The sequence below is a fragment of the Pseudarthrobacter sp. W1I19 genome, from assembly GCF_030817835.1.
Lineage (GTDB): Bacteria > Actinomycetota > Actinomycetes > Actinomycetales > Micrococcaceae > Arthrobacter.
In genome coordinates this window covers 2985025-3011512 of the sequence record NZ_JAUSZR010000001.1, presented here as the reverse complement: position 1 = coordinate 3011512, position 26488 = coordinate 2985025, and the positions used below count along the sequence as shown (strand labels likewise).

The 26488-nt window shown below is 66.3% G+C and carries 22 protein-coding genes; 10 read left to right on the top strand and 12 right to left on the bottom strand.

The window, feature by feature from the left end:
* Nucleotides 1-2643 carry a nitrite reductase large subunit NirB gene (gene nirB / locus QF038_RS14050; RefSeq protein WP_307610684.1) on the bottom strand — a complete coding sequence of 881 codons (2643 nt, stop codon included), beginning with the start codon at nt 2641-2643 and terminating at the stop codon, nt 1-3.
* A 268-nt stretch (nt 2644-2911) separates the two neighbouring features.
* Between nirB and nirD the strand changes: the two genes are divergently transcribed.
* The gene (nirD, locus tag QF038_RS14045) at nt 2912-3298 is read left to right on the top strand and encodes a nitrite reductase small subunit NirD (RefSeq protein ID WP_307610683.1); all 387 of its coding nucleotides are present in this window, start codon (nt 2912-2914) and stop codon (nt 3296-3298) included.
* Nucleotides 3299-3371: 73 nt separating this feature from the next.
* On the opposite strand, the gene QF038_RS14040 is transcribed toward nirD, so the two are convergent.
* Nucleotides 3372-5138: a phospho-sugar mutase gene (locus tag QF038_RS14040; protein WP_307610682.1), complete on the bottom strand. Its 1767-nt coding sequence runs from the start codon at nt 5136-5138 to the stop codon at nt 3372-3374.
* Between the two features lie 102 nt (nt 5139-5240).
* Nucleotides 5241-6059, bottom strand: coding sequence for a purine-nucleoside phosphorylase (locus QF038_RS14035; RefSeq protein ID WP_307610681.1), 819 nt, complete (start codon nt 6057-6059; stop codon nt 5241-5243).
* Nucleotides 6060-6165: 106 nt separating this feature from the next.
* Between QF038_RS14035 and QF038_RS14030 the strand changes: the two genes are divergently transcribed.
* The 7 genes from QF038_RS14030 (at nt 6166) to QF038_RS14000 (ending at nt 11456) form a co-directional block, all read left to right on the top strand.
* Entirely contained in the window at nt 6166-7581 is a 1416-nt protein-coding gene (locus QF038_RS14030; protein WP_307610680.1) for an NAD(P)H-quinone dehydrogenase, read from the top strand.
* 51 nt (nt 7582-7632) lie between these two features.
* On the top strand, nt 7633-8391 hold the full coding sequence (locus QF038_RS14025; protein ID WP_307610679.1) for a prolipoprotein diacylglyceryl transferase: 759 nt from the start codon (nt 7633-7635) through the stop codon (nt 8389-8391).
* Complete coding sequence (locus QF038_RS14020) at nt 8388-8717, top strand: hypothetical protein (protein ID WP_307610678.1); 330 nt, start codon at nt 8388-8390, stop codon at nt 8715-8717. Before QF038_RS14025 ends, QF038_RS14020 begins: the two co-directional genes overlap by 4 nt.
* Before the next feature lie 45 nt (nt 8718-8762).
* Nucleotides 8763-9125, top strand: a complete 363-nt coding sequence (locus QF038_RS14015) for a hypothetical protein (protein WP_307610677.1) — start codon at nt 8763-8765, stop codon at nt 9123-9125.
* Nucleotides 9122-10726 (top strand): radical SAM protein, encoded by a 1605-nt coding sequence (locus tag QF038_RS14010; RefSeq protein ID WP_307610676.1) that lies wholly within the window; start codon nt 9122-9124, stop codon nt 10724-10726. Before QF038_RS14015 ends, QF038_RS14010 begins: the two co-directional genes overlap by 4 nt.
* A gap of 20 nt (nt 10727-10746) precedes the next feature.
* Entirely contained in the window at nt 10747-11118 is a 372-nt protein-coding gene (locus tag QF038_RS14005; protein ID WP_307610675.1) for a hypothetical protein, read from the top strand.
* Between the two features lie 152 nt (nt 11119-11270).
* Entirely contained in the window at nt 11271-11456 is a 186-nt protein-coding gene (locus tag QF038_RS14000) for a PspC domain-containing protein (RefSeq protein WP_373461572.1), read from the top strand.
* A gap of 83 nt (nt 11457-11539) precedes the next feature.
* Here the strand turns inward: QF038_RS14000 and QF038_RS13995 are convergent, their stop codons facing one another.
* Genes QF038_RS13995 through QF038_RS13985 form a run of 3 tightly spaced genes read right to left on the bottom strand, consistent with a single transcriptional unit; the run spans nt 11540 to nt 16777 of the window.
* Nucleotides 11540-13096, bottom strand: a complete 1557-nt coding sequence (locus tag QF038_RS13995; RefSeq protein WP_307610674.1) for an FAD-dependent oxidoreductase — start codon at nt 13094-13096, stop codon at nt 11540-11542.
* Nucleotides 13093-15306: a molybdopterin oxidoreductase family protein gene (locus QF038_RS13990; protein ID WP_307610673.1), complete on the bottom strand. Its 2214-nt coding sequence runs from the start codon at nt 15304-15306 to the stop codon at nt 13093-13095. Before QF038_RS13990 ends, QF038_RS13995 begins: the two co-directional genes overlap by 4 nt.
* Nucleotide 15307: 1 nt before the next feature.
* A complete protein-coding gene (locus QF038_RS13985; protein ID WP_307610672.1) occupies nt 15308-16777 on the bottom strand; it encodes an MFS transporter in 1470 nt (489 codons plus the stop codon).
* A 277-nt stretch (nt 16778-17054) separates the two neighbouring features.
* On the opposite strand from QF038_RS13985, the gene QF038_RS13980 reads away from it, so the two are divergent.
* On the top strand, nt 17055-18464 hold the full coding sequence (locus QF038_RS13980; protein ID WP_307610671.1) for an MFS transporter: 1410 nt from the start codon (nt 17055-17057) through the stop codon (nt 18462-18464).
* Nucleotides 18465-18619: 155 nt separating this feature from the next.
* Here QF038_RS13980 and QF038_RS13975 read toward each other — a convergent pair whose 3' ends face one another.
* From QF038_RS13975 to QF038_RS13950, 6 genes are all read right to left on the bottom strand, one after another.
* Nucleotides 18620-19351: a glutamine amidotransferase gene (locus QF038_RS13975; RefSeq protein WP_307610670.1), complete on the bottom strand. Its 732-nt coding sequence runs from the start codon at nt 19349-19351 to the stop codon at nt 18620-18622.
* Between the two features lie 105 nt (nt 19352-19456).
* Entirely contained in the window at nt 19457-19897 is a 441-nt protein-coding gene (locus QF038_RS13970) for a nuclear transport factor 2 family protein (RefSeq protein WP_307610669.1), read from the bottom strand.
* 15 nt (nt 19898-19912) lie between these two features.
* The gene (locus QF038_RS13965; protein ID WP_307610668.1) at nt 19913-21724 is read right to left on the bottom strand and encodes a biotin carboxylase N-terminal domain-containing protein; all 1812 of its coding nucleotides are present in this window, start codon (nt 21722-21724) and stop codon (nt 19913-19915) included.
* Between the two features lie 129 nt (nt 21725-21853).
* Complete coding sequence (locus QF038_RS13960; RefSeq protein ID WP_307610667.1) at nt 21854-22498, bottom strand: nucleoside triphosphate pyrophosphatase; 645 nt, start codon at nt 22496-22498, stop codon at nt 21854-21856.
* Between the two features lie 9 nt (nt 22499-22507).
* Nucleotides 22508-25030, bottom strand: a complete 2523-nt coding sequence (locus tag QF038_RS13955) for an MMPL family transporter (protein ID WP_307610666.1) — start codon at nt 25028-25030, stop codon at nt 22508-22510.
* 18 nt (nt 25031-25048) lie between these two features.
* A complete protein-coding gene (locus QF038_RS13950; RefSeq protein ID WP_307610665.1) occupies nt 25049-25744 on the bottom strand; it encodes a TetR/AcrR family transcriptional regulator in 696 nt (231 codons plus the stop codon).
* 176 nt (nt 25745-25920) lie between these two features.
* On the opposite strand from QF038_RS13950, the gene QF038_RS13945 reads away from it, so the two are divergent.
* Nucleotides 25921-26481: a hypothetical protein gene (locus tag QF038_RS13945; RefSeq protein WP_307610664.1), complete on the top strand. Its 561-nt coding sequence runs from the start codon at nt 25921-25923 to the stop codon at nt 26479-26481.
* Nucleotides 26482-26488 lie beyond the last annotated feature (7 nt).

Sequence of the window (26488 nt, the reverse complement as noted above, 5' to 3'; positions counted from 1 at the left end):
TTATGCCTCGTTCCTGATGGGTTCCGGTGTGCCGGGACGGACCGGGATGGAGGCCCCGATCAGGACTTTCCCCTTCTCCTCCGGGGTGGCGGGGCGCATCTGGCCGCGCTCGTCCGGGACGAAGGTGATGGAGTCGTCCTTCTGGTCGGGGGCGTTGACGAAGGAGCGGAACCGGCGCAGGCGCTCGGGGTCCTTGAGGGTGTCTGCCCATTCGTCGATGTAGGTGTCAACGTGCTTGGCCATGGCCGCTTCAAGGTCCGCGGCGATGCCCAGGGTGTCCTTGACCACCACGTCCTCGACGTGTTTGATGCCGCCGTCGAGCTCTTCCTGCCAGCGCGCGGTGCGCTGCAGGCGGTCCGCGGTGCGGATGTAGTACATGAAGTAGCGGTCGATGTACTTGATCAGCGTTTCGTCGTCGAGGTCTTTGGCCAGGAGCTGGGCGTGGGCCGGGGTGGCGCCGCCGTTGCCTCCGACGTACAGGTTCCAGCCGTCGGCGGTGGCGATCACGCCCACGTCCTTGCCGCGGGCCTCGGCGCATTCACGGGCGCAGCCGGAGACACCCATCTTGAGTTTGTGGGGGCTGCGCAGGCCGCGGTAGCGGAGTTCGAGCTGGATGGCCATGGCCACCGAGTCCTGGACGCCGAAGCGGCACCAGGTGGACCCGACGCAGGACTTCACGGTGCGCAGGCTCTTGCCGTACGCCTGGCCGGACTCGAAGCCGGCGTCCACCAGTTCCTTCCAGATCTCCGGGAGCTGTTCCAGGCGGGCACCGAACATGTCGATCCGCTGGCCGCCGGTGATCTTGGTGTACAGGTTGTACTTTTCGGCCACTGCCGCGATGACGCCGAGCTTCTTGGGGGTGATTTCGCCGCCGGCAATGCGGGGGACCACCGAGTAGGTGCCGTCCTTCTGCATGTTGGCCAGGGCGCGGTCGTTGGTGTCCTGCAGTGTGCCGCGGCCGGCGTCCAGGACGTAGGCGCTGTTCTGGCTGGCCAGGATGTTGGCGATGGTGGGCTTGCAGATGTCGCAGCCGGCGCCCGTGCCGTACTTGGCCATGATCTCTTCGAAGGAGGTCAGTTCCAGGACACGGATGGCGTCGAACAGTTCCTGGCGGGACAGTTCGATGTGCTCGCAGAGGGCCTTGGAAACCTCGACGCCGGACTTGGTCAGTTCGGTCTCGAGCAGCTTCTTCAGCATGGGTACGCAGGAACCGCACTGGGTGCCGGCGCGGGTGCAGCCCTTCAGCTCACCGAGCTCCTGAACCGGTGCGTTGCCGTCGCAGGCACCGCAGCCGTTGATGGCGTCGCGGATGGTTCCGGCGGTGACGTTGTTGCAGGAGCAAAGGGTGGCATCGTCCGGCAGTTCCGTCTCGGGGGCTTCGCCGCCGCCGGCGGCGCTGAGGAATGCGCCGGGCTCGGCCGGAAGTTCGCGGCCCAGGAGCGGACGCAGGCTCATGTAGGGTGAGGCGTCACCGACGAAGATGCCGCCGAGCAGGGTCTTGGCATCATCGGTGGTGACAATCTTCTGGTAGACGCCGCGTGCGGGGTCCGCGTAGACGATTTCCAGGGCGTGTTCGGTCTTGGCAAAAGCGTCGCCGAAGCTGGCAACATCCACTCCGGACAGCTTGAGCTTGGTGGCGGTGTCGAAACCGGGGAAGGTGGCATCTCCGCCGTGGAGGCGGTCCGCGACGATTTCGGCCATGGTGTTGGCCGGGGCCACCAGGCCCAGGCACATGCCGCCATAGTTGGCCACTTCGCCGATGGCCCAGATGCCGTCCACCTCGGTGGCACAGTAGTCGTTGATGACCACGCCGCCGCGCTGGCCCAGGCTGAACACCTGCTCCTCGCCCTCGGCGGCGCGGAACAGTTCATCGCGTGGCCGCACGCCAATGGCGACAATCACGATGTCCGCGTCGATGACCCGGCCGTCGGCCATCAGGACACCGGTGACCTGGCCGTCGTCGTCGGACAATACTTCCGACGGGAAGACGCCGCCGTGGACCTCAAAGCCCTTGGACTTGATGAGCCGGCCCATGGCCTGGCCCGCGCCTTCATCCAGCTGTGTGGCCATCAGCCACTGTGAACCGTCAATAACAATGGGGTTGGCGCCAAGCTGTTCGGTGCCGGCCGCGGATTCGAGCCCGAGGAGGCCGCCACCGATGGTCACCGCGTTGACCTTGCGGCCCAGCTTCTCCGTGAGGCCGGTAATGGCCTCGTTGATGGCCCACACGTCCTCGAGGGTGCGGTAGACGTGGGTGTGCTCGGCACCGGGGATGGGCAGGCGCGCCGCGTTCGAGCCGGTGGCCACCACCAGCTCGTCGTATTTGAAAACGTTGCCGGCAGCGGTTTCTACCGTCTTGGCTTCGGCGTTGATCTTGACTACGCGCTCACCGGTCTTCAGCTCCAGGGAAGGGTGGTCCCACATCGAAGCGGTGCCCAAGGTGAGGTCCACGTCTTTTTCGGTGAGGGCCTTGGACAGCGCCACACGGTCGTAAGGGAGGTGGGCTTCTTCGGTGAGGACCGTGACATGCCAGCCAGCGAGGCCGCGGGCATGCATGGCGTCCGCAAAACGGTGGGCCGCTGGGCCGCCGCCGGCGACGACGATGCGGCGCGGAGTCTCTGTGCTTGAAGTCTGTTCGGTCACTGTGGGCCTTTCGCATGGGCCGCAGTGTTTCCTGCAGCCTTCTGGTGACGAGTGTCCATCCAGACTAGGGAGACGCAGTTTCGCTTCAGTTTCCCAATTGTTTCGTCAACTTAACTTCTGCATCACGAACGCATTTCCGGCCGCGTGAGGTGTCTTTTACGCACTGGACACATTCACTGCACCCCTCTGAAACACCCGCGGCCTAGCGTGGAACACGGCCGCAGAGGCAGCCAAAGGCAAGGAAAAACGCACAGGAAGAGGAGCCGACATGACGGCAACACTGGAACTTGGGGCACTCGCAGCAGCCACCGACGAGGCCGCACCGGGCATCACCGCCGGTTGGCACCGCGTCTGCCTGGTGGACGACCTGGAGCCCGCCTGGGGCGAAGCCGCCCTCGTGGCCGGACGCCAGATTGCCCTTTTCCGCACCGGACCGGCTGAGATTTTCGCGGTGGCCCATGAGGACCCGGCCACCGGAGCACACGTTATGGCACGGGGAATCCTGGGGTCACGCGGGGCGCGTCCCACCATCGCTTCGCCGCTGCACAAAGAGGTATACGACCTGGAAACCGGCGAATGCTTCAGCACCCCGGGCCTGAGCATCGCAGCGTTCAGCACCCGCGTGGTGGACGGCTTCGTCGAAATCGAGCTGTAGAAACACAGCCGGAAATTACATTCAGGAAAAAGGGCGCCCGGCAGGGCGCCCTTTTCGCGGTTCCTGGATCCTGCTACAGACCCAGCGCCTCGCTGACGTCCCGGAGTACTTCATCCAGTGCGGCGCGGACGGCCTGCCGGGCCTCCGGCAGTTCGGCCGCGGACCCAACGTGGTGGATCACCTCGAGATAGCACTTGAGCTTGGGCTCGGTGCCGCTGGGCCTGATGATCACCCGGGTGAGGTCGCGGGTCAGGTACAGGAGCCCGTCCGTGGGCGGAAGCTTGTCAGTCCCTTCCGCCAGGTCCGTGAAAACCTCGACGGCTGATGACCCGAAGGATTCCGGCGGGCTGACCCGGAGCCGGTTCATCATCGCGTCCAGCAGGCCCAGGTCGGCCACCCTGATGCTGAGCTGGTCGCTGGCGTGCAGGCCGTGCTGGAGGTACAGCTCGTCCAGGGTGTCAAAGACGGTCTTCCCGTCAGCCTTCGCCGCGGCCGCGAGTTCCGCAATCAGCACCGCAGCGGAGATGCCGTCCTTATCCTTCACCAGCTCCGGCGCGACGCAGTAGCCCAGCGCCTCCTCGTAGCCGTACAGCAGCCCCGGCACCCGGGAAATCCATTTGAACCCGGTCAGCGTTTCCTCATGTGCGTAACCGGCAGCCGCCGCGATCCGGGAGAGAAGCCGCGAGGACACAATCGAGTTCGCGAAGGCGCCGTGGCTGCTGCCGCCGAGGGCACTCCCGCTCCCTGCATCTCCGCCGGCCGCGGCCAGCCGGGCCGCCACATGGGCGCCCAGCAGCGCACCCACTTCGTCGCCCCGGAGCATGCGCCAGGCACCGGTGTCCGGGTCCTTGGCAGCAACTGCAGCCCGGTCGGCGTCGGGATCATTGGCGATAACAATGTCCGCGTCCAGCCGCTCAGCTGTCTCCAGGGCCAGGTCCAGCGCCCCTGGCTCCTCCGGGTTCGGGAAACTGACGGTGGGAAAGTCCGGGTCCGGCTGGGCCTGTTCGGCCACCAGCGTGACGTCGGTGAAACCGGCGGCGTTCAGGACGGCCAGCGCAGTCTCGCCGCCGACGCCATGCATCGGGGTGAGGACGATGCGCAGGTCCCGGGCAGGGAAATATTCTGGCAGGGCCAACGCGGCAGTAGCCTGCTGGTAGCCGGCGGTCACGGAGCCGTCCAGGACTGTCCAGCCACCGGGGGCAAGGGCAATGGTTTCGAGCGGGCCTACGGCGTTGATCCTCGCCGCGATTTCGCTGTCGTAAGGCGCCACGATCTGGGCACCGTTGCCGCTGTCTCTCACGGCATGGCGGCCGAGGTAGACCTTGTAGCCGTTGTCCTGCGGCGGGTTGTGGCTTGCCGTGACCATCACGCCGCAGTCGCATTGCAGCGCCCGGACGGCGTATGCCAGCAGGGGAGTGGGCAGCGCGGCCGGCATCAGGAACGTCTCGATGCCGGCGGCCGTAAAGATTGCCGCGGTTTCCGCCGCAAAGATGTCCGAGTTGTACCGGGCGTCATAACCAACGACGGCGCGCGGCCGGGTTCCCGGCGACGCCTCGGCCACCGCGCGAGCCAGGAAGTCCGCCAGTCCGGCAGCGGCGCGCCTCACCACCGCACGGTTCATCCGGTTCGGCCCGGGTCCCAGTGCGGCGCGGAGTCCAGCGGTGCCGAACTGCAGCGTTCCGCGGAAGCTGTCCTCGAGTTCCTGGCGGGCTGCCGGGGAGCCGTCTTCCACCAGCCGGACCAGCTCAAGCAGGGACGCCGATGTCTCCGGATCCGGGTCTTGGGCAGCCCATTCGCGGGCCTCGGTGAGCAGGCGGAAATCGGCATCGGAAGACGTCATGGGCACAAACCTATCGTCATTGCTCCTTCACTTCTTGCAACGCGGGGTCAGATGCGGCCCAAAGAACGCGACGAATGGGGCCAAAAGTGACCCCGCATTGCTTTAGAGTTTGGCGATGATTTCTGCGAGCAGTTTGGAGATCCGCGGGCCCGCTGCCTGCCCTGACTCGATGACTTCCTGGTGGCTGAGTGGCTGCGGGCTGATGCCCGCGGCAAGGTTGGTGACCAGGGAGATGCCGAACACCTCCATGCCTGCGTGCCGCCCCGCAATCGCTTCCAGGGCAGTGGACATGCCCACCAGGTCGGCGCCGATGCGTTTGGCGTACTGCACCTCGGCGGGGGTTTCGTAGTGCGGGCCGGGGAACTGGGCGTAGACGCCTTCGTCCAGGGTTGCGTCCACGTCGCGGGCGATTTTGCGGATCCGGGCAGAGTAGAGATCTGTCAGGTCAACGAATGTGGCGCCCTCCAGCGGCGAGGCGGCGGTGAGGTTTATGTGATCGCTGATCAGCACCGGGGTGCCTGGCGCCCAGTTTTCGTTCAGGCCGCCGCAGCCGTTGGTGAGGACCAGCGTGTTGCAGCCGGCAGCCGCCGCCGCTCGGATTCCGTGGACTACGGCGCGGACGCCCTTGCCTTCGTAATAGTGGGTGCGGGCGCCGAGCACCAGGGCCCGTTTGCCCTCTTTGGTCAGGACAGAGCGGATGGTGCCCACGTGCCCTTCCACTGCCGGAGCGTGGAAACCGGGGACTTCCTCCGCGGACAGGGTGGCTGTGGTTTCCCCGATGAGGTCGGCGGCGTCTGCCCAGCCGGAGCCGAGCACCAGGGCCACATCGTGGCGGTCCACCCCGGTTTCCTCGGCAATGTAGTCGGCGGCGGCGCGGGCGGCAGCGAAGGGATCCGTGTTCAGGAAGTCTGTTGTACTCACTGGTACAAGTTATCCTGCCGCTCCTGTTGGGCCCAGCCTTTGGCGGTTTTCCCGAGAGAACGGTTTCTTTGGCGGTCCGGCCGGGGATGCAGGAGAATGATTGTTTGTGACTACGCATCCAGATTTCAGTTCACCCCGGATCGCAATCCTGGGAGGTGGTCCGGGCGGTTACGAGGCCGCCATGGTGGCCGCCTCGCTTGGAGCGCAGGTCACCATCATCGAGCGTGCCGGGCTCGGCGGGTCCGCCGTGCTGACCGACGTCGTCCCGTCCAAGACTCTGATCGCCACCGCGGACCTGATGACCCGCGTCGCCGAGGCGGGGGAGCTGGGAGTGAAGTTCGACGTCGACGGTGGCGACTTTGTGCCGGTGATGCGCGCAGACCTTAAACACATCAACGACCGCCTCCTGAATCTGGCGCGCAGCCAGTCCAAGGACATCTCCGACGGTTTGGCGCAGCAGGGCGTTCGCATCCTGGCCGGATCCGGGCGGCTCCTGGATGACCACACCATCGAGGTCCTCACGGCGGAGGGCACCGAGACCGTGGAGGCGGACACCATCCTGCTGGCGCTCGGCGCCCATCCCCGTGAGCTGCCCACGGCCAGGCCTGACGGTGAGCGGATCCTGAACTGGACGCAGATCTACAACCTGGACGAACTTCCCGAAGACCTGATCGTGGTGGGCTCCGGTGTGACCGGAGCCGAGTTCGCGTCCGCCTACAACGGCCTGGGCTCGAAGGTCACACTGATTTCCAGCCGCGACCGGGTGCTTCCGGGTTCTGACGTTGACGCCGCTGTTGTCCTTGAGGAAGTGTTTGAACGCCGCGGCGTGCGGGTTCTGTCGCGGTCCCGCGCCGAGCAGGTGGAGCGCACGGACGACGGCGTGGTGGTCACCCTCAGCGACGGGTCCAAGGTCACCGGCAGCCACTGCCTGCTCTGCCTCGGCTCCATCCCGAACACCGCCGGTATCGGACTGGAAGAAGCCGGGGTAGCGGTGAGCGAGAGCGGCCACATCAAAGTGGACGGCGTCTCCCGCACCACCGCTCCCAATATTTACGCCGCCGGCGACTGCACCGGGGTCCTGCCGCTGGCCTCCGTCGCGGCCATGCAGGGCCGGATTGCCGTTGCGCACTTCATGGGTGATGCCGTCACCCCGCTCAAGCTGCACCAGGTGGCGTCCAACATCTTCACCTCACCCGAGATCGCCAACGTGGGTGTGTCCGAGGCCGAAATCGACTCCGGCAAGTACCAGGGCGACGTGGTTAAGCTCTCGCTCCGCAGCAATGCGCGGGCCAAGATGCGCAACAACAAAGACGGTTTTGTAAAAATTTTCGCCCGGAAGGGCTCCGGAACGGTCATCGGCGGCGTGGTGGTGGGGCCCAACGCCTCCGAGCTGATCTTCCCCATCTCCATCGCCGTCAAACAGAAGCTGCACGTGGACGACGTCGCCAGCACCTTCACCGTGTACCCGTCACTCACGGGCTCGATCTCAGAGGCTGCGCGCCGACTGCACGTGCACATGTAACCCCGGGGCGCCGGCCGGGAGGGCCTGCAGGGGCACTGCTACACTCTGCTCATGATCGGGCTTCCCTTCGCGGGAGACGGGTTGGTGCACGCCAGCCTGTTAGGGCTGGGAATCCTCGCAGCCTTGCTGTTCTACGCGTATGAGAAGCGCCGGCGCGGCCTGTCAGACCCACGGTTGTGGCCCATTGCCGGTTTTGCTCTCGCCTTCGGGGCCATCGGCTCAAGGGTCCTCACCTGGGATGTTTCGCGGCAGGTCTCCTTGGCGGACTGGTGGGGCAACGGCGACCGCAGCATCCTCGCGGGCCTTGTGGGCGCGTGGCTCGGCGTCCATTTGGGTAAACGGCTGACTGGTTACCGTGAATCCACGGGGGACTTACTTGCGCCCGCGGTCGCCTTGGCGCTGGTCATCGGACGCGTGGGCTGCCTCCTTACGGAACTGCCCGGCACCCCGACCGGGGGAGCGTGGGGCATATCGCTCACGCCCGGGCAGGCGGCAGTGCTGAGTGGACCCGCAGGGGTAGGGCTCCATCCGTCCTTTGCTTATGAAATCGTGTTCCATGTGGCCGCGTTCGCGCTCATGTGGCGTTATCGGGACCGCCTGCCTCGTCCCGGCGACCTCTTCATCTGCTACGTGACTTCCTACGCGTTGTTCCGGTTCGGAGTCGAATTCGTCCGTGGCAACGATGTGCTGTGGCTCGGGATGAGCCGTCCCCAATGGTTCCTCCTGGTGGTTCTCCCGCTGCTGTTCTGGCGGATGCTGCGGGTCTTCGGGGAACCTCTCCGCCCGGAGTTGGAAGGAACGGCGGCATGAGCAAGGACAAGTCGCCCCAAGAAGACGAGGAACCCCCTGAACCAGCGCTCGGCCCCATGGGCTTCGGAATCCTGTTGGGGACTACTGCCCTTTATGCCGTCTATGTCGGGGTACCGATTGCTTTCGGTGGACCCGCTTCCATGCGTTTCCTGACCGGGCCGTCCGCCTTCATTCCCATTGCCGTCTACCTTGCGGCAGCCGTCGTGCTGGCGGTCCGGCCACGTACGTCCCGGTGGGGTGCGGGCTTGCTGATTGGCCTGGGAATCTTCACCCTGCTTGGCGGCGGGATCTGCGTTGGAACCCTCGCCGCGCAGATGAGAGCTTGAGATGAATCCTTCACCACTCCGCCCAAAATTGGAGGAAAGAGCAGCATGAGCGAGGACAACCCTGAAGAAGCAAGGAGCCCACTGCCACCGCCCCATCACGAGGAGCCATCCCCTGAACCACGACGTGGCTCCATGGTGCTCGGAATCCTGCTCGGAGCTACTGCCCTTTATGCCCTCTATTTCGGGACAACAGCTGGTATTGCTCCGGATGAAGGCTACAAGACCGACCTCGCCGGGCCGGCAGCGTTAATTCCCATCGGCGCTTATCTTGCGATCGCCGGTGCCCTGGCAATTTGGCCGCGCACCTCCCGCTGGGGTGCGGGGATGTTGTTTGGCCTGGGGATCTTCATCCTGCTCGGCGGCGGGATCTGCGTCATGGCCCTCTCCCAGATGAGTAGCCGGATATGAATCCGTCACCGTTTACTTCCCGGCAGGCGTTGCCCGGCCCCGGCCAGCCGCTTCGCGGGGACCGCATCCATCGGTACGTCACAGCCTTTTGTCCCCACTGCCACGAGACAAACCCCCCGCTCGCGCAGGTCCGGCGCCTCTCCGGCGCGCTGCTGGTCCGGGACGACCGGGTCTGGCTCGAACGCGGCTGCCCGGACCATGGCCTCGTCAGCACCTTGTACGACGAATCCCCGGAAATTCTACGATACCTGGAGAAGTGGCAGGCGCCCACCAAACAGCACATCCCGGACCAGGCCGATAATTACCGCCAGGTACCGGAGGCCTATGCCTACGGACTGCCCGCCATGCAGACTCAGCACACGTGCATCCTCCTTCAGGACATCATCGAGCACTGCAACCTGCGCTGCCCCACCTGCTTCACCGCCTCCGGCCCCCAACTGCAGGGAGTGGCGCCGCTCACCGAGGTGCTCACCAATATCGACACCCGGCTTGCCCGCGAAAACGGGCGGCTGGACGTGCTGATGCTCTCCGGCGGCGAGCCCACGCTTTACCCTCATCTGGCCGAACTTCTTGATGAGCTCGTCGCCCGGCCGATCGTCCGGATCATGGTGAACAGCAACGGCATGCTCATAGCCACCGACGACGAACTCCTCGCACTGCTGGCCAGGCACCGGGACCGCGTGGAGGTTTACCTCCAATACGACGGCCCGTCCAAAGCAGCATCCATCCACCACCGCGGGGGAGACCTGACCCGCTTCAAGGACATGGCCATCGCGCGCCTGTCAGAGGCAGGTATTTTCACCACCCTGACGATGACGGCGGCACTCGGCATCAACGACGGCGAGGTCGGCGCCGTCGTAATGAGGGCATTGGAAACCCCGTTCGTGGGTGGCGTTGCGCTTCAGCCAGTGTTCGGTTCAGGGCGCGGCCACGGCATCGATCCCACAGACAGGCTCACCCACACCGGCGTGCTGGAACGGCTCGCGGAGCAAACCGGAGGGGTGGTCTCATGGCACGACCTGACAGCACTGCCGTGTTCACATCCGCATTGCGCGTCCGTGGGCTACCTGCTGAAGGACGATGCAGGAGTCTGGCGTTCGCTGACAGCCCTCATCGGGCACGATCAGCTGCTCGCCTGGCTGGAACTCAACCCGGACAGCATCGCCAACCGCATCGCCGACAGCGCGATCCCGCTCGAGTTGCGCAACCTCATGAAGTCCTCCCTGCTGGACCTGCTAAGCGAGCAGTCCTCGCTGTCCCACCCGCGGACAATGGACCTTTGGAAAAACATCTGCACCCAATGCGACCTCGGCATCGGCACCCTCACCACACTGGCGGCCGGCAAACTTCCAGGCCAGCAACAACGGCTGCGCCGGCTCCTCGCTCAACGAATTACCCGCATCATGGTCAAGCCCTTCATGGACATTTCCACCATGATTGAAGAACGGCTCACGCAATGCTGCGTCCACGTGGGCACAAAGAGCGACGCCGGTGATCACCAGTGCGCTCCGTTCTGTGCTGTCCAGGCATGGCCGGCCTTGGCCCGGCAACGAATAAGCACAGCCACGGGCCGGGAGCTCCTCCCAGTCCGGCAGGTTTGACTCAGCGACAGGGAGGAATGATGAGTTCTGCTTCGGATGCGCGACGCATCGCAGCCGGATCACTGCCGTCGGAATTCGTGCTTGGCACGCATGCCGGAAACCAGTCCGGTGGCGGGTCCGGTCCAGAGGGCCAGGCGAAGGTACCGTTCGATCCTCTGCGCCTGTGCATCTTCGCCACTATTGCCCTATTGGGTTGGGTGGCAGGTCCGCTGGCCTTGAGCGTGTTTGCAGCTGTCGGAGTCGTTGGCTACTGGAAGGCCCGGCGGCAAGGACTGAGGAGATCGCAGTGCTTCCTGCGTGACACGAGGCTCGTGCTGGCCTATTTGGGGATCCTGCTCGCGCTTGGACTCTATGGGATATACGGGCTGGCAAAAGGACTCTTCAGCCTTTGAGGCTGCAGTTGTTCATCGACGTTCGAAGGTCAGGTGTCCCTACACGCCGAAGCCTTCCGGCGTACGTACGTCGGCATGGAGGAGGCGGCAGGCAACTCTGGACCCTCCCGGTACCATCCGCATAGACTCATCGAAGGAACTGGAGGTCGGACATGTCAATGGCACTCGAGCGCCCCCGGCGCGGCAAAATGATCGGCGGCGTCTGCGCGGCCCTGGCGGCACGGTTCGGGCTTCCGACGTTCCTGGTTCGGCTGGGCTTCGTGGTCTTTGGCCTGGTGGGGATCGGCGAGCTGGTTTACATCGCGCTGTGGATCATCATCCCGAAGGCGCCCGCGTAAGAGCCCGGGTTTCGACAGGCTCAACCACTGAATGCTTGCCCCTGGGGCCACGGCCGCCGGGTTCCCTGACCGAGCTTGCGAGGTTAGGGGACGGCTGGGGAGAAGTGTTTTTCGATGAGCCCCTTGATGTCCTCGTGGCAGCCGCCGCAGCCTGTACCCGCCCGGGTGGTTTTGGAAACTTCGGCCACGGTGGAGCAGCCTTCTTCCACGGCGCCCTGGATGGTTGCCCCGCTGACGCCGGCGCAGCGGCACACGGTGCCTTCCGGATCGGCGGCCGCACCGGGCAGCTGGTCCGGCCCGTCCAGGCGCAGCAGCAGCGACCTGTCCGCGGGCAGCTCGGCGCCGCGTTCGAAGAGTCCCACCAGTTCGGCTGCCGTGCGTGGCATACCAACGGCCACCAGTCCCTCCAGGACTCCGCCGCGGGTGGTCATCTTGACGTAACGGCCGTGCTCCGGGTCCGCCCACTGGGCAATCTGCAGCCGGGCGCGGCCGTTCCCTGCGCCGGCGGTGAGGACTTCCTCATCCCACGGCTCGGCTGCGTTGTCCCCGGCCACGGCCATGTTCATGCCCCGGGCCTTGAGGACAACAACGCCTGCCTGCTCGGCCGGCAGCTCCGGAAGCAGTCTGGCTTCTTCGGAAGCCCCTGACGCCAGCAGGGTCAGGTATTCGGCCAGCCATTCGGCCTGCCGCCAGCCCGGCCCCACCAGGCCGGACGGGCCCTTGGCGTTGCGGCACCGGGCGCAGTCCGGTTCAGGGCAGCGCACCTCGGCGCAGTCGCCGATGGCAAAGATGTGCGGTTCGTGGTGTGCCCGCAGCCGGTGGTCCACCAGGATCCCGCTGGAAGTGGAAAGCCCGCAGCCTTCGGCCAGTTCGGTGCGGGGGCGGACACCGCACGAGATGACCAGGAGGTCGCCATCAATCGCTGACCCGTCGTCGAGCAGCAATGCTGAGAACCCGCCGTCGGCCGCGTTGTGCTCCACGCCCGTGGAGCGCGCGTTGCCGGCCATCCGGACGCCGCAGCGGCGCAGGCTGGCGGCAAGGACGGCGCCGCCGCCGCGGTCGATGTTGCGGCCCAGCGGATGCGGTCCATTGTGGACCACGGTGACGGTAGCGCCTTCTTCAGCCGCGGCCAGCGCCGTCTCCAGGCCCAGGACACCGCCGCCGAGGACCACCACGCGCTTGCCGCCGTCCACAGCCTGGCGCAGCACCTCTGCGTCGCGCAGGTCGCGAAGGGCTGTCACGCCGGCCGGCAGGACCGGCGAGGTGGGATCCGGGTTGATGCCGGTCAGGTTGGGAATCACCGGACGCGATCCCGTGGCGAATACCAGCCGGTCGTAGTGCGCCACGGAGCCGTCGGTCAGCAGGACCTGCTTCCGGGCGCGGTCCACGCGGCGGACGCGGATGCCCAGCCGGACATCCACACCGTCGGCGGCCAGGGCATCGGCGTCGGAAAGCGCCAAAGCTTCAGGAGTGGTCCTGCCCACGCCCAGATCGGCCACCAGCACCCGGTTGTAGGCTGCTTCCGCTTCGGCCCCGACTACCGTCAGGCTCACATGGCCGTCCCGGACGGCGGGCAGGAGCTCATCAACCAGCCGGGCGGCCACCGGGCCGAATCCCACAATGACAATCTGCTCGCTCATGAGGCCTCCGTCGTTTGCAGCACGTTGGTTGAGAGGGGGGTGGCGGCAGGCCGCACCCACACCTTGTTGAACTTGAACTCGGGCATTCCGGACGTGGGGTCCGTGGCCGCCTCCGTGAGGCGGTTGGCGCTCTCGAGCTCAGGAAAATGGAAGGGCAGGAACACTGTGTCCGTGCGGATCGCCGTGCTCAGCTCGGCCCGGCACAGCACCTCGCCGCGCTCGTTCGCCACAGAGACGAGTGCACCTTCGGTGATGCCCATCGACGCCGCGGCTGCCGGGTGGACCTGCAGCTTCGCCTCCGGCCGGGTTTCCAGCAGCTCGGCCACCCGGCGGGTCTGGGCGCCGGACTGATAGTGCTCCAGGAGGCGGCCGGTGATGAGCGTCATGGTTGTGGCGCCGGGGTCAGGATTTGCGGCGGGCGTACGACGGCGGCGGGGCGTCACCGGGACCATTACGGCTTTGCCGTCGGCGTGCGCGAAGGTGTCCCGGAACAGCCGGGGAGTTCCGGTGCTGCCTTTCGGGTAAGGCCAGTAGGCGGCTTCGCCGCGGTCCAGCATGGCGTAGTCAATGCCGGAGTAGTCGGCCAGCCCGCCGGCAGAGGCCAGCCGGAGTTCCTCGAACACCGTTTCCGGGTCTTCGCTGTAGGTGGACGGCGCATCGAGGGCCTCGGCCAGCCGTGCCATGATCCAGAGTTCACTGCGGGCGCCTGCGGGCGGAGTCAGGGCCCGGCGGCGGCGCAGGACCCGGCCTTCAAGGTTGGTGAGTGTGCCCTCCTCCTCGGCCCACTGGAGCACGGGAAGAATGAGGTCTGCCTCGGCGGCGGTCTCGGACATAAAGAAGTCGCAGACCACCAGGAAGTCCAGGCTGCGCAGTCCTTGAATCACGGCGTTGGCGTCGGGGGCGGCCACGGCGATGTTGGAGGCGTGGACGAAAAGGCACCGGACGCCGTCGGGCTGTCCCAACGACTTGAGCAGCTGGACGGCCGGTAGCCCCGGCCCGGGGATCTGCTGCTCCGGGACACCCCACACCTTGGCCACGTGCTCACGGGCGGCGGGGTCGGTGATTTTGCGGTAGCCGGGGAGCTGGTCGGCTTTCTGTCCGTGCTCGCGGCTGCCCTGGCCGTTGCCCTGGCCGGTGAGGGTGCCGTAGCCGCTGCGGGCCGAACCTGGCAGGCCCAGAAGGAGGCTGAGGTTGATGGCAGCGGTGGCGGTATCGGTGCCGTCCACGTGTTGTTCTACGCCGCGGCCGGTGAGGATGTAGCTGCCTCCGGCACGTGCCCCGGAGGCGAGACGGCGGGCGGTTTCGCGGATGAGCTCGGCAGGCACGCCGGTGATGGACTGGACGCGTTCGGGCCAAAAGGAGTTCACGCTGCGGACCACGGCGCTGTAGCCCGATGTGCGTTCTTCGATGTAGGCAATGTCCACCAGGTTCTCGTGGATGACCACGTGGGAGATGCCCAGGAGGAGGGCGAGGTCGGTACCCGGCAGGGGCTGGAGGTGGAGACCGCCGCCGTCGGCAGTAAAAGCCGCCGTGGCGGAACGGCGCGGATCCACCACAATCAGCCCGCCGGCGTCCCGCGTTCCCTTCAGGTGCTGGACGAAGGGCGGCATGGTTTCGGCAACATTGGAGCCCAGCATGAGGATGGTGCTGGCAGTGTCCAGGGCTTCGAGCGGGAACGGCAGGCCGCGGTCCACGCCGAAGGCGCGCATTCCGGCTGCCGCGGCGGAGGACATGCAGAAGCGTCCGTTGTAGTCGATGCGGGAGGTTCGCAGGGCGAGCCGGGCGAACTTGCCCAGCATGTAGGCCTTTTCGTTGGTGAGGCCGCCGCCGCCGAAAACGCCCACGGCGTCACGTCCGTAGCGGGCCTGCGCGTCTTTCACTGCGCCGGCCGCGAGGTCCAGGGCCTGGTCCCAGCCGATGGGGCGGTGGACGCCGTCGGGCCCCTTCAGCAGGGGCTCGGTGATCCGGCCCGGGTGGTTCAACAGCGTGGCCGAAGTCCAGCCCTTGCGGCACAGGCCGCCGCGGTTGGTGGGGAAGTCGCGTCCGCTGACCTCAAGGGGTGCCTTGGGGGCGGGCCGTTCCCCGGCGGCCGGTGCGGACACGGGGACTGACCCCGGCTGGACGGCCGGGGTCAGTTCCGCTGGAGACGTGAGCGTCATGGCGCACTGCAAGGCGCAGTAAGGGCAGTGCGTGTCGGCGCTTTTGGTCATGTTAGACGTGTCCCATCGCATTTCGGTTGGCGTTGCGGATGTAGCAGAACCAGCAGACGGCCAGCATCAGGACGTACGCTCCGACGAAGCCGTAGAAGGCCGGGGTGTAGGAGCCGCTGGCGGTGTTGGAGGCGTTCAGTACCTGCGGAATAACGAACCCGCCGTAGGCGCCGATGGCCGAGATCAGGCCGAGCGCCGAGGACGCGAGGCGCTGGGTGGCCACCGAGCTTGCCCCCTTGCGGGCTGCGCGGCTGGAGGTGGCGAAGATGACCGGGATCATCCGGTAGGTGGCGCCGTTTCCGAAGCCGCTGGCGGTGAAGAGCATCAGGAAGAGGACCAGGAAGAGCCAGAAGTTCTTCAGCGGCAGGGTCCAGATCATGGTGAGGGTGATGACTGCCATGGAAGCGAAAGCGGCCACTGTCATCCGGGCGCCGCCCATGCGGTCGGCCATGCGTCCGCCGTACGGCCGGGCCAGGGAGCCCACCAGCGGGCCGAGGAAGGCCAGCGACAGTGCCACGGTGCCCACTCCGATGGAGGAGAACGCGGGGAAGTAGTCCTTGATCAGCTTCGGGAACACACCGGCGAAGCCGATGAACGAACCGAAGGTGCCGATGTACAGCAGGGCCATGATCCACAGGTGCGGTTCCTTCAGTGCTGCCACGGACCCGGCGAGGTCACCCTTGGCGCTGGTGAGGTTGTCCATGTACTTGAAGGCGCCAAAGGCTGCCACCAGGATGAACGGCACCCACATCAAGCCGGCCAGCGGCAGGTTGACGGTGCCCGCCGCGAGCAGGGTGATGGCAATCGGCACGGCGAGCTGTGCGACGGCGGCTCCCATGTTTCCGCCGGCGGCGTTCAGGCCCAGGGCCCAGCCCTTTTCACGGGCGGGGTAGAAGAAGGTGATGTTGGCCATGGAGCTGGCGAAGTTGCCGCCGCCGAATCCGGCCAGGGCTGCCACCAGGAGCATCACGCCGAACGGCGTTTCCGGGTTGGAGACGCACAGCGCCAGGCCCGTAGTGGGGATCAGGAGCAGCAGCGCGGACACGATGGTCCAGTTCCGGCCGCCGAAGCGGGGGACCATAAAGGTGTAGGGGATGCGCAGGGTGGCACCCACCAGGCTGGGCATGGAGATCAGCCAGAAGATTTCCGAAGTGGAGAAGGTGAAGCCTGCGGCGGGGAGCTGGACCACCACGATGGACCAGAGCTGCCACACAACGAAACCGAGGAATTCGGCGAAGATTGACCAGTTGAGGTTGCGGCGGGCGATGGTGCGGCCGCCGGATTCCCACTGTTCCTTGTTCTCGGCATCCCAGTTGGCGATCCAGCGGCCGGGGCGGAATTCAAGGGCGGGGGCAACGGTAGTGCGGGTAGAGCCGGGCTGTGCGCTGGCGGATGCGTCTTCGGGCCTTGCGGTCTCGTCAAGATCAAGGGAATTGCCGGGGCCGGCATCAGCGGTGCGGTCAACAGTCACGGGGTACCTCCTTCGGGGGGATGTTGTTCCTCCAAGGTAGGTAAGGCGCGTTTCACAGACCGACGCGGTGTGTTAACGGGCTGTGACATTTGCCTATCGGAGCTTTTTGGGGGCCGTTAGGCTTGCGGAAGCCGTCAAAAATGAGACGCACCGCACAAGTCCGGATAGTGGACCTTTCGTCCATTGACTGGACGACCGGAACTAATATTGAACTCTAACTATTTCGAGCCGGAGGCAATGCCAGCGTCCGGCCGGTTCAAGCGAAAGCGTTTACCTTATGTCATCCACCGATACGTCCACGGTGCCCGGTTCGCAGCCGGTGAACTCACGCGGCCGAGTAATCGTTGCCAGCCTGATCGGCACCACGGTTGAGTTCTACGACTTCTACGTTTATGCCACCGCTGCGGTGCTGGTGTTCCCCCAGTTGTTCTTCCCCAACCAGAACGAAACAACCCAGCTGCTGAGCTCGTTTGCAGTTTTCGGTGTGGCCTTCGTGGCCCGCCCGCTGGGATCCATCATCTTCGGCCACTTCGGCGACAAGTTCGGCCGCAAGGGCACCCTCGTGGCCTCGCTGCTGACCATGGGCATCGCCACCTTCCTGATCGGCTGCCTGCCCACGGCGCTGGTGCCCGGCTGGGAATTCCTGGCTCCGGCCCTGCTCGTGGTGATGCGCTTCGCCCAGGGGCTCGCCCTCGGTGGTGAATGGAGCGGTGCCGCGCTGCTGGCCACCGAAAACGCACCGGCCAACAAGCGCGCAATTTACGGCACCTTCCCGCAGTTGGGCGCACCCATCGGCTTCATCATCGCCAACGTCATTTTCCTGGTCTTCAGCTATGCCTTGAGCCCGGCTGATTTCCAGGCCTGGGGTTGGCGGGTGCCGTTCCTGCTCAGCGCAGTCATGGTGATCATTGGCCTCTACGTCCGCCTCAAGCTGATTGAAACCCCCGCTTTCACGAAGGTGCTCGAGTCCAACGAGGTGGCCAAGCTGCCCCTGGGCCGGGTATTCAAGACCAGCTGGCGCCAGCTGATCCTGGGCACGTTCATCATGCTGGCCACGTACGTGCTCTTCTACCTGATGACCACGTTCACCTTGACGTTCGGCACCCGTCCCTCAAGCCTCGAGGCCGCCAGGGCCGCGGCGGAGAAGGCCGGCAAGCCGATGTCCGATGCGGCAGCCGCGGCGTTCGTCCCCGGCCTGGGCTTCACCCGCAACGACTTCCTCTGGATGCTGATTGCCGGCGTCGTCTTCTTCGGCATCTTCACACTGGTGTCCGGACCGCTGGCCGAGAAGTACGGCCGGCGCAAGATGCTCATCGCCGTCACGGCGGGCATCTTCGTCTTCGGCCTGCTGTTCGTCCCGCTGTTCAGCGGCGGATTCATCGGCACCATGGCCCTGCTCATCATCGGATTCTCCCTCATGGGCCTCACCTTCGGTCCGATGGGCGCCCTGTTGCCTGAGCTGTTCCCCACGAACGTCCGCTACACCGGCTCTGCCGTGAGCTACAACTTCTCCAGCATTCTCGGTGCCGCGGTGGCACCGTTCATTGCCGTGGCGCTGTGGGAACTGGCGGACGGCAGCCCGGTGCTGGTGGGTGTGTACCTGACCGCCATGGCCGTGCTGACCCTCATCGCGCTGTTCGTCAGCAAGGAAACCCGGGACCTGGACTACGAGAACAACGTGGCCTAAGTCCCAGGCCTGTTCCTTCCAGCCCGGTTGGCAGCTGAGGTGCCCGGCACAATTCCCGTAACTGCGGGGATTGTGCCGGGCACTTTTCTGCCTATGGAGGAGTAACCGGGCGGGAACGCACGACACCGGGCTGCCGCGGCCAGGGTGTGTGGCGTTCAGCGGGCGTAGCGGGCCACGAAGTTCTTGAGGATGTTCATCGGCTCCGTAACTGTGAACCGCCGGGCGCTCTCCATCAGGTCTTCGGCGGATTCCGGCGGGAAGTAACCCGCGTGCCGGTAGATGTCGATGCGGGTACAGAGGCCTTCGGCATCGAGCTCGGGGTGGAACTGGGTGGCGTACAGGTTCTGCCGGAGGCGGAACATCTGCACCGGGCAGGCCGCCGACCTCGCCAGGAGCACGGCGTGCGGGGGCAGGACGGTGCAGGCTTCCTTGTGGCCGGTAAAGGCTGTGAACCGCCGCGGCATCCCGCTGAGCACGGGGTCCTCCAGTCCGGCGTCCGTGAGTTCGATCTCCGCCGCGCCGAGCGGCTCGCCGTAGGTCCTGTCGATGACGGCCCCCTGGTGCCTGCCCAGCGTCCCCACCCCGTAGCAGGCGCCCAGGAACGGGAAGTCCTTGGCCACCAGCTCGTCCAGGAGCCCGGCCAGTTCACGTTCCACCCGCTGCTGGGTAGGAGTTTTGTGCTCCGGCGGATCGCTGGAGGTGAACGGGCTGCCGCCCACAATCACCCCTGAATAGGCGGACAGGTCGATTTTGGGCAGGGGAGCGGCCTCCAGCCTGACGCGCCGCAGCCCGGAGGGCTCCAGGCCCCCGTACCGCAGATAGGCGGCATATTCGTCCTCGGCTGCGGCATCCTCGGCACGTGATGCCAGGAGCAGGAAAGGCAACATGTGCTAAGTGTGCCTTCTACGCCGCAGCCTGTCAGCCTCACGGCCTGCATCGCCGTCCAGCTGGGCAGCCTGTCAGCGGTGCAGCGTGTTCAGCGGGCAGCCCAGTCAGCTGACGGCGGGCTGGCTCAGCGACCGGCGGGACTGGGGACGGGCAGCCGGGTCAGCGTGCCGGTGCACCAGCTTCCAATACCCTTCCTCGCGCCGGAAGACGCTGGTCACGCGCAGCGCGAATTCCTCCGCGGCGCCGGCACCGTCCAGGCGGGCACGGAAATGTTCCGTTTCCACCAGGAAGGCGGTGTCCCGGGCGGTGTAGGAGCTGACAGTGTCAAACCCCAGCATCTCGCCGTCCTGGAACTGGCGCGCCGCCTGGTCCAGCCGGGCTTCCACCTGCGCCCACCCGCGGGCAATGCCGCCGAACGGGTTGGCGAGGGTCACGTCGTCGAGCCGGGAGTACAGCTCCTTGACCGGTTCCGGGTTGCCCCGGGTGATTTCCGGGACGGCGAGGTGGTAGCGGTCCACTTCTTCTTCAAAACTGGGTGCGAGCACGAGTGGCCTCCGGCGCTAGTCTTCGATGGTGGCGATGACGGCGCCTGCTGACACCGTTTCGCCGGCAGCTGCGGTGAGGCCGGTGATGGTTCCGGAGCGGTGCGCGGTCAGCGGCTGTTCCATCTTCATTGCTTCCAGGACCACCACCAGGTCACCCTCAGCCACAGTTTCGCCGTTGGCAACGGCAACCTTGACGATGGTGCCCTGCATGGGCGAAGTCAGGGCGTTGCCCGTGGCAGCAGCGGTGCCGCCGGAACGCAGGCGCTTCTTCGACTTGCCTGGCTTGGCAGTGGCGCCGGCGGTGCCGGCAGCCACGGAACCGAGTGAGGCGGGGAGTACAACCTCGAGCCGTTTGCCGCCAACCTCAACCACCACGCGCTGCCGGTCTTCGGCCGGGGTTTCGGTGCTGCCGCCATCGGGGGTCCAGGCGGGCAGGTTATTGACGAACTCGGTCTCGATCCAGCGGGTGTGGACCCGGAATGGGCCCTCGGCGGGTGCGAATGCGGGGTCGGAGACCACAGCGAGGTCGAACGGGATCACTGTGGGAATGCCCTCGACCACCATTTCCTCGAGGGCGCGGCGGGCGCGCTGCAGCGCCTGCGGACGGCTGGCGCCTGTGACGATGAGCTTGGAGAGCATGGAGTCGAAGTTGCCGCTGATGACATCGCCCTGCTCCACGCCCGAGTCGACGCGGACGCCGGGCCCTGTGGGGTTTTTCAGGACCCGGAGGGTGCCGGGGGCGGGCAGGAAGTTCCGGCCCGGGTCTTCGCCGGTGATCCGGAATTCGAAGGAGTGCCCGCGTACTTCGGGGTCGTCGTAGCCGAGTTCCTCGCCCCGGGCCAGCCGGAACTGTTCGCGCACCAGGTCTATACCGGTGACTTCCTCGGAAACGCAGTGCTCCACCTGGAGGCGGGTGTTGACCTCGAGGAAGGAGATGGTTCCATCCTGGCCCACGAGGAATTCGCAGGTTCCGGCGCCAAGGTAGCCGGCCTCTTTCAGGATGGCCTTGGAGGATTCGTAAAGGCGGCGGTTCTGGTCTTCGGTGAGGAAGGGTGCCGGGGCTTCTTCCACCAGTTTCTGGTTGCGGCGCTGCAGGGAACAGTCGCGGGTGGAGACCACCACAACGTTGCCGTGGGCGTCCGCCAGGCACTGGGTCTCCACGTGGCGGGGTGCGTCCAGGAACCGTTCGATGAAGCATTCGCCGCGGCCAAAGGCGGCGGTGGCTTCGCGGACGGCGGATTCGTACAGTTCGGGAATCTCGTCCCGGGTGCGGGCAACCTTGATGCCGCGGCCGCCGCCGCCGAAAGCTGCCTTGATGGCCACGGGCAGCCCGTGCCGGTCTACGAAGTCGAGGATTTCCTCGGCTGATTCCACCGGATCGGCGGTGCCGGGAACGAGGGGTGCGCCGACTTTTTCGGCGATGTGCCGGGCCTGGACCTTGTCGCCAAGGGCCGAGATAGCCTCAGGCGACGGGCCGATCCAGGTAATGCCGGCCTCAATGACGCGGGCCGCGAACTGGGCGTTCTCGGCCAGGAACCCGTAACCGGGGTGGATGGCGTCGGCTCCGGACTGGAGGGCGGCGTCGATGATTTTGTCCATCACCAGATAGGACTCGGCGGCGGTGTTCCCGCCCAGCGCGTAGGCCTCGTCAGCAAGGCGGACGTGCAGGGCATCCCGGTCCGCGTCCGCATACACAGCAACGGAGGCGATGCCTTCGTCACGGGCGGCGCGGATGATGCGCACCGCAATTTCACCGCGGTTCGCGATCAGCACCTTTGTGAGGGTCGACTGCGTGGGATATGCGGACTGCTCCAAATTTGCTGACAAGGCGTCTCCTTCTTTCCTTCAGGGAGCCTAGCGCGGTTTTGAGGGTTCCGCCGATATTACTTGCGGATTCCGCGTGTAAAGCGCCAAGCCTTTGTAGGGAAGCTACAAGAGTCGCCGAAATCGCTTCCTTTAGGACGCCGGCCAGAGGTCCGTGATCCGGACCTGCGCACTGGCCAGCAGGCCACGGAGCGTGGAGACGGAAAGTCCGACGACGGTGTGCGGATCGCCGTCGACCTTCCGGATGAAGGCGCCGCCCAAGCCGTCGATGGTGAAGGAGCCCGCGCAGTGCAGCGGCTCGCCCGTGGCGATGTACGCGTCAATCTCCGCCGCGTCCATCTCCAGGAAGGAAACCTCTGCCGAGGCCACCGTCCCCAAGGTGGCCCCGGTACCCGGTGCCGACCCGCCGTCGGGCTCCGTATCGCGGCAATCCACGAGCCAATGCCCGGTGTGCAGCACGCCGGTGTTGCCACTCATGCGCAGCATGCGTTCCCGGGCGACTGCGGCGGTGTACGGCTTGCCGTGCGCCTCGCCGTCGAACTCAAAAACGGAGTCGCAACCAAGCACCAGCGCCCCCTCCGCTTCGGGGAGGGCCGCCACAGCCTCGGCCTTGGCGCGTGCCAGCAGCAGGGCCGTGTCATGCGGATCGGTGACGCCGTACCGGGCCTGGACGGCGTCCTCGTCCACGTCCGACACGAGGACCGTATGCCGGATGCCGGCCTCGGTGAGGAGCTTGGTGCGGGCGGGGGACTGGGAGGCAAGAATCAGGCGGACCACGATTTCAGCCTAGTGGACCAGTTCTTCGGACGCCTTGGCGGCTGCGGGCCGGTTCAGCTGGGCGCCTTCCACGTCGACGTCCGGGAGGACCCGGTCCAGCCAGCGCGGCAGCCACCAGGACTTCTCACCCAGCAGGTACATCACGGCAGGAACGATGGTCATGCGGACCACAAACGCATCAAGCAGCACACCGAACGCCATCGCGAAGCCCAGCGGCCGCACCATGGTGAGATGGCTGAAGATGAAGCCGGCGAAGACGCTGACCATGATGATCGCTGCGGCCGTCACCACGGCCGCAGCGTGGCGGAAGCCCACCCGGACCGCCTGCTTGGCGGTGGAGCCGTGCATGTAGGCTTCGCGCATTCCGGAGGCGATGAACACCTGGTAGTCCATGGCCAGCCCGAACAGCACGCCGATCAGGATGATCGGCAGGAAACTCAGGACCGCGCCGGGGTTGGCGACGTCGAACACGTTGCCCAGCCAGCCCCACTGGTACACCGCCACCACGGCGCCGAACGCCGCGGCGAGGGAGAGCAGGAAGCCGCCGGTGGCGAGCAGCGGCACCACGATGGATCGGAAGACCAGCAGCAGCAGGACCAGGGAGAGTCCGACGACGATGGCCAGGTAGGGCGGGAGGGCGTCGCCGAGCTTCGTGGAAACGTCCACGTTGCCGGCGGTCTGCCCCGTGAGGCCCATGGCCACGCCGTACTCGGACTGGATGTCCCCGTTCAGGCCGCGGAGTTCGGCCACCACCTGGACGGTGCTGGCGCTGGCCGGACCCTCTTTGGGGATGACCTGGAAGACGGCGGTGCGCCGGTCCTCGCTGAGGGCGACGGGTACGGCGGCCACCACGTTGTCCACGGCGCGGAGCTTGTCCGCGACGTTGTACTGCAGGGCCTGCGCCTGGGCTTCGTCCAGGTTTGCCGGGAACCCGCCCACGGCAACGATCGGGCCGGTGACGCCTTCGCCAAAGCTCCGGGCGGTGAGGTCGTACGCCTGGTAGGCCTCCGACTCCACCGGTTCGGAGCCGCCGTCGGGCAGTGCCAGCTGCAGCTGGGTGGCAGGGAGCGCGAGCGTGCCCAGCAGGACCACACCGGCCAGGAGGGCCAGCACCGGGTGGCGGGTGACCAGGCCGCCCCAGCCGCGGGTGCTGCGCTCGCGGTCTTCGGCTTCGTCGGCTGCCTCGTGCCCGGGTTCGGCGTTGTGCACCTCGGCCTTGGCCCAAGCACGCTTTGAGATGATACGGCGGCCGATCAGGGACAGCATGGCCGGGGTCAGGGTGATGGCCACCAGCACCGCTACCGCCACGGTTCCGGCCGCGGCCAGGCCCATCACGGCAAGGAAGGGCAGGCCCGGCACCACCAGGGCGGCGAGGGCGATGATGACCGTGAGGCCGGCGAAGACCACGGCGTTGCCGGAGGTTCCGGTGGCGCGGGCCACGGATTCCTCCTGGGCCATGCCGGCCAGGAGCTGCGTGCGGTGCCGGTTGACGATGAACAGGGAGTAATCGATCCCGACGGCGAGGCCCAGCATGAGGGCCAGCATGGGGGAGATGGAGCTCATGTCGAACAGGCCGGAGAGCGCGAAGGTGATGCCGACGCCGACGCCAACACCCATGACGGCCATCAGCAGCGGCAGCCCGGCGGCAATCAGCGTGCCCAGCATGATGATCAGGACCAGGGCAGCCACAGCGATGCCGATGATTTCGGCTGCGCCGAAGAGTTCGGAGATGTCCTCGGTGATCTCCTTGCTGGCATAGGCGGTGACACCGGCAGCGGACGTTTCGTGCGCGATGTCCTGGACCTGCTGGCGGACCTCCGGGCTAAGGCCGTTGATGGAGGTGTTGAACTGCACCTGTGCCACGGCCGCGCGTCCGTCTTCGGAGACAAAGCGGATGGCGGAGGACGCTTCTGCCTGGCGCTTGCCCAGTTCCAGCTTGGCCTTGCCGGCTTCCAGTTCACGGGTTCCGGTGTCGAGCTTTGCCTGCCCCTCTGCCAGGGCCGCCTTCTGCTGGCCAAGCTGTGCCTCAATGAGTGCAGAGGGCGCGCCGGCGGCGGCAAGTTGCTGTTCTGCTTCCGCGAGCTGTGCCGCCCCTGCCTCGAGCTGGGCGCGGGAGGCGTCCAGCTGGGCCTGGCCGGCGGCCAGCTGCTGCCCGCCGTCGGTGATGGCCTGGCCCGCCTGGTCCACCTGCGCCTGCGTGGCGAAGGGGTCCACGGTCCCGCGGACGCTGGGCACGGACTCAAGCTTTTTCAGTGCATCGGTGACGGCGGCGCGGCTCTCGGCGGTAAAACCGCCGTCGGGAGCTTCAAAAACGATTGTTGCCGTGCCTCCGGAAGCGGCCGGAAGCTCTTGCTTCAGCTTGTCCGCGATCCGTTGCGTTTCGGTGCCGGGGATCTGGAAGTTGTTGGACAGTGTGCCGTGGAAGGCGGCAGCTGAACCGCCAACAGCAACCAAAACGGCCAGCCACAGTGAGATGACCAGCCGGCGCCGGCGGTAGGAGAACTTGCCCAGGCGGTATAGGAACAGTGCCATAAGTGGAAACCGATCTGATCAGGAAGAAACGGATGCGGAAGGGGTGGAACGGGGTGCAGGACTGCTGCCTGCGGTAAAACCGGACCCCAGCAGCGCCATCGCGTCAATGAGCAGCTGCCGGAGCTCTGCCAGGGAAGTGGCGGAGAGGTCGGCGCCGCGGCCCGTGAACCATACCTCCAGGGCGGCCTTGCCGCAGGAGATCACCGCACCGGCCAGTGCGCGGACATAGAGTTCATCAACGCCTTCTGCCGCCCCCACTACCCGTTCGCGGGCAACGGCGATGATTTGTTCGGTGCAGTGCTCCCAGGCCTGGAGCTCCGAGTGCGACATCAGCTGGCTTTGCTGGGTGAGCGTAAACAGTTCCGCGAGCGGTGCCACGGTCATGGGGTCAGCCAGTGCCATCAGGGCTGCTTGTGCCGACTCCAGGATCGGTTCGTCAGCCGGCCGCAGCCGGAACTGCTGGATGGCGTTGTCCAGGAAACCGTGGGTGACGGCCGCGAGGGCGGCGTCGGTGCTGCTGAAGTAGTTGAAGAAGGTGCGCCGTGAAATGCCGGCGGTTTCCGCGATGTCCTCAACCGTGAAGCTTCCCGGCCCGCGGCTGCGCAGCAGTGACAGGGCGGCGTCGATGATGGCCTGCCGGGTGGCGGCCTTGTTCAGCTCGCGCCGCGATGGGGTGGCTGCTGCCGGCGAAATGCTGCCTGTGCTGGTTCCCATGCGGATTACACTACGTGCAACTTTGCACCCTGAGCAAGTTTTTGCGGCACCGGATTCACAGGAAGATGAAAGGTTCCGAACAGCTGTTCCAGAACTGGCCTGGCGATGCTTGGAGTGTCCCGGGAGGGATGAAATTATCAGCAGCCGTTACTGACGGCAGATCCAGGAGACGAAGAATGTCACGCACCAAGAAAATGACCCTTGGCTTGTCAGCCGCGGCGCTGGCCCTCGGTGCCGGAATCGGCGTTGCCGGCATGGCCTCCGCCACCACCACGCCAACCCCCACTCCCAGCGTCAGCTCCAGCGCCTCAGCCGACGGAGCCACCAGCACGGCGCCCGGCGGCATGGGCAAGCACGGCGGACGCGGCGGGGAGCGGGGCATGGCCCAGGCGTCGGCGCTCGCAGAGAAGCTCGGCGTGGAGGAGGCCAAGGTAACGGAGGCGCTCCAGGCCTTCCGTGAGGCCAACAAGCCCTCCTCCCCGCCCGCCGATGGCGAGAGGCCTGACCAGGCCACCCGTGATGCTGCCTTGGCCAAGGCCTTGTCAGAGTCCCTCGGCATCGAGGAATCCAAGGTGACCGCTGCGCTGGAGGAACTCCGCACGGAGAAGCAGGCGGAGCGGGCCGCGGCACTGAAGTCGAGGCTTGACCAGGCCGTCACGGATGGAAAGCTGACGCAGGCCGAAGCCGACGCCGTCACGAAGGCCGTGCAAAACGGTGTCATCGGCGGCGGCCACTGACCGGCGG

Excerpts from the sequence above, each read along its gene's own strand:
- nirD (WP_307610683.1), top strand. The coding sequence starts at position 2,912 with ATGACGGCAACACTGGAACTTGGGGCACTCGCAGCAGCCACCGACGAG.
- QF038_RS14040 (WP_307610682.1), bottom strand. The coding sequence starts at position 5,138 with ATGACGTCTTCCGATGCCGATTTCCGCCTGCTCACCGAGGCCCGCGAA.
- QF038_RS14025 (WP_307610679.1), top strand. The coding sequence starts at position 7,633 with ATGATCGGGCTTCCCTTCGCGGGAGACGGGTTGGTGCACGCCAGCCTG.
- QF038_RS14020 (WP_307610678.1), top strand. The coding sequence starts at position 8,388 with ATGAGCAAGGACAAGTCGCCCCAAGAAGACGAGGAACCCCCTGAACCA.
- QF038_RS14015 (WP_307610677.1), top strand. The coding sequence starts at position 8,763 with ATGAGCGAGGACAACCCTGAAGAAGCAAGGAGCCCACTGCCACCGCCC.
- QF038_RS14010 (WP_307610676.1), top strand. The coding sequence starts at position 9,122 with ATGAATCCGTCACCGTTTACTTCCCGGCAGGCGTTGCCCGGCCCCGGC.
- QF038_RS14005 (WP_307610675.1), top strand. The coding sequence starts at position 10,747 with ATGAGTTCTGCTTCGGATGCGCGACGCATCGCAGCCGGATCACTGCCG.
- QF038_RS14000 (WP_373461572.1), top strand. The coding sequence starts at position 11,271 with ATGTCAATGGCACTCGAGCGCCCCCGGCGCGGCAAAATGATCGGCGGC.
- QF038_RS13995 (WP_307610674.1), bottom strand. The coding sequence starts at position 13,096 with ATGAGCGAGCAGATTGTCATTGTGGGATTCGGCCCGGTGGCCGCCCGG.
- QF038_RS13990 (WP_307610673.1), bottom strand. The coding sequence starts at position 15,306 with ATGACCAAAAGCGCCGACACGCACTGCCCTTACTGCGCCTTGCAGTGC.
- QF038_RS13980 (WP_307610671.1), top strand. The coding sequence starts at position 17,055 with ATGTCATCCACCGATACGTCCACGGTGCCCGGTTCGCAGCCGGTGAAC.
- QF038_RS13975 (WP_307610670.1), bottom strand. The coding sequence starts at position 19,351 with ATGTTGCCTTTCCTGCTCCTGGCATCACGTGCCGAGGATGCCGCAGCC.
- QF038_RS13955 (WP_307610666.1), bottom strand. The coding sequence starts at position 25,030 with ATGGCACTGTTCCTATACCGCCTGGGCAAGTTCTCCTACCGCCGGCGC.
- QF038_RS13950 (WP_307610665.1), bottom strand. The coding sequence starts at position 25,744 with ATGGGAACCAGCACAGGCAGCATTTCGCCGGCAGCAGCCACCCCATCG.
- QF038_RS13945 (WP_307610664.1), top strand. The coding sequence starts at position 25,921 with ATGTCACGCACCAAGAAAATGACCCTTGGCTTGTCAGCCGCGGCGCTG.